The 2,766-nt window shown below is 76.2% G+C and carries 2 protein-coding genes; both read left to right on the top strand.

Annotated features, from left to right (window positions below; all coding sequences use genetic code 11):
• The coding region (locus tag L1885_RS26720; protein WP_235799732.1) for a hypothetical protein at positions 1 to 1,528 on the top strand (1,528 nt) is incomplete at its 5' end.
• Between the two features lie 284 nt (positions 1,529 to 1,812).
• A complete protein-coding gene (locus tag L1885_RS26715; RefSeq protein ID WP_235799731.1) occupies positions 1,813 to 2,565 on the top strand; it encodes an SURF1 family protein in 753 nt (250 codons plus the stop codon).
• Positions 2,566 to 2,766 lie beyond the last annotated feature (201 nt).

Raw genomic sequence — 2,766 nt, 5'->3', positions numbered from 1 at the left:
ACCGGCCGGCACCGGCGATCCGGCGGCCGGTGAGGCCGCGGGCGACGGTTCCGGCGACAGTGGTGCGGGCGACGGCCTCCGCGCTCGTGGGGAGGGCGGCGACGGCCTCCGCGCTCGTGGGGAGGGCGGCGACGGCGCTACGGGCGACGCCTCCCGCGAGAGCGCCCCGGGCCCGGGCCCTGGCTCCGGCGACGCGGCGGGGGCCGGCGACGGCAGCCGTCCCGAGACGGACGGGACGAAGCCGGCGGACGAGGCGGACCCCGGCGCCCCCGTGGACCCCGTGGACCCCGGGGACTCCGCGGACCACGTGCGCCGGGCGGACTCGGGAGACGAGGTGGCCGACGGCGGCACGCGTCTCCTCGCCGCGGCGGGCATTGGGCGCAAGGCCCTCGGCGCGGAATCGGCCTTCCCGAGCGACGAACTCGCCTTGCGGCGGCTCCTGCACGACGCCGTGGACGGCCTCCAGCCCTCCGACGGCGTCCTCGACCACCTGCACGCGGCGGTGCCGGCGCGGCGGGCCCGCAAGCGGCAGGTCTTGGTCGGAGCCGCGGCCGCGGCGCTGCTGTTCGGCACGGCGGTACCCGCGTTCCTGCACGTCGCCGGGGTGTCCGACCCCGTTCGGCACCGCACGGTCAGCGCGGGCCACGAGGAGGCCCCGTCGGACGGCGCATGGCCGGACGGCGGCCGCTCGGACGACGCCGGCAACGGGCCCCGCCGGGGCCAGGACACCCGGGAACCGAGCGACGGCACGGCGAGCGCACCGGCGGAACCGGGCACCGGCAGCCCGTCGGCCAAGGACCGGGATCCCGGCACGAGCACGGGCCCAGGCGCCGTCACCTCGCCGGGAAGCACCTTCGCGATGACGCTGCCGACCTGCTCGGCCGACCAGCTCGGGGTCACCGCCTCCAAGAACCCACCCACCGCGAACGGCACCGTCTACGGCAGCTTCCACGTCTCGAACGTCTCCGACAAGGAGTGCACCGTCACCGGCGGGGACGCGGTCGGCTTCATGGCGGCCGGCGCCGCGGACCCCGCCAGGATCAGCGTGGTGCAGCACACGGCGGGCGACCCGGCGACCCAGCTGCCCTCCACGCCGGGCGACACCTCCACCATGGCGCTCGCACCCGCCGGCGCGTACGAGGTGCAGTTCGCGTTCGTCCCGTCCGCGACATGCCCGACCAAGGGGGACGGCGGCTCCACGAGCCCGACCGACCCGGGCGGCAGCACCGGCAAACCGCCGTCGTCGGGCAGCTCGACCGGCAGCGACAGCGGCGCGGCCGCCCCCGGCGCGGGGTCCGGTTCCGGCTCCGGCACGGACGTGGCGACCGACGGCGCGACGACCGGCCTTGGCACCCAGCTCGTCGAGGACGACGGCGCGGGCCCCGGCTCCGGCGGCACCCAGGACGGCAGCGTGTCCGTCTCCCACACCCCCGAGGCCGGGGTGCCGAAGGCCGAGACGACGATCCCCAACGCCTGCGCCGGAACGATCTACAAGACCGGCCCCGTGGACGCGCCCCCGGCCGCCTGAGCCGGGCCGCGCCGCCCGGGAGACCGGGAGACCGGGAGACCGGGAGACCGGGCGGAGAGGCAGGCCGGCGACGGCGCCGGGCACCTCGGTGACCGCTTGACCGGGTCGCGTCGCGGCAGCCCGCGCCGGACGGGTCGCGAGACAGGGGACACGGGCACGGGACACGATCGGCTGTGGCGGAGAGCGGGCGCGGTCGTCGGCCAGCGGTACCGGAGGGCATGCGGGAGAGCCGGGTACGGGTACCCGAGGCGTCCGCGCACAGGCGGGTTCCGTACCGTGGTGGGGTGTACCGGTTTCTGCTGACGCCCCGATGGATGGGGATCAATGTCTTCGCTCTGCTGGCGGTGCCCGTCTGCGTGTTCATGGGCATCTGGCAGCTGAGCCGTTTCGAGGGCCGGGTCGACGCGCAGCGAGCGGCCGACCACCGGCCGGACCCGGCCAAGGAACCCGCGGCGCCCCTCGGCAAGCTCCTGCCCGTCACGCAGGAGAGCTCCGGACGGCAGGCCGAGGCCAGCGGGCACTACGCCCAGCAGTTCACCGTGCCCCAGCGCACCCTCGACGGGCACACGGGCTCGTACGTGCTCACCATGCTGCGCACGGACGACGGCAAGGCCCTGCCCGTCGTGCGCGGCTGGCTGCCCAGCGGCAGGAAGGCGCCTGCCGCGCCGGCCGGTGAGGTGCACATCGTCGGCGCGCTCCAGCCGTCCGAGACCACCGACAGCGACGGCGTCATCAGCAGTGGAGGCCTCCCGTCCGGCGAGGTGGGCATGATCAGCGCGGCGTCGCTCGTCAACATCGTGCCGTACGGCGTCTACGACGGATGGGTCACCGTCAACAAGGGCACCGACGGCCTCGTGCCCGTCCCGGCCGCCGCCCCGGCCAACACGGGCCTGGACCTCAAAGCCTTCCAGAACCTCGGTTACACCGGCGAGTGGTTCGTCTTCGCCGGCTTCGTCATCTACATGTGGTTCCGCCTGATGCGCCGTGAGGCGGAGACCGAGCGCGACCGCGCCCTGGGCATCGAAACAGCCGCCTGACCGGTTCGCGGCACCGGGCAGCCGCACCGTCCGGCTCGCCGTGAGGCTGCGGCCCGGCGCCCCCCCTTCCCGGCGCCCCCCTCCCGGCAGCCGGCGCCCCTTCCCGGCAGCCGGCGCCCCTTCCCGGCAAGGGTGCGGCCGGGCCCCGGGCCCGGGGCGCCAGTCCCGAACATGGCGCACACGTGCCTCGGGACGCGACGC

Origin of the sequence: Streptomyces fuscigenes (genome assembly GCF_021556455.1) — a bacterium.
Classification (GTDB): Bacteria; Actinomycetota; Actinomycetes; order Streptomycetales; family Streptomycetaceae; genus Streptomyces; species Streptomyces fuscigenes.
The sequence above is the reverse complement of the archived record's forward strand: the minus strand, read 5'-3'. Positions and strand labels throughout refer to the sequence as shown.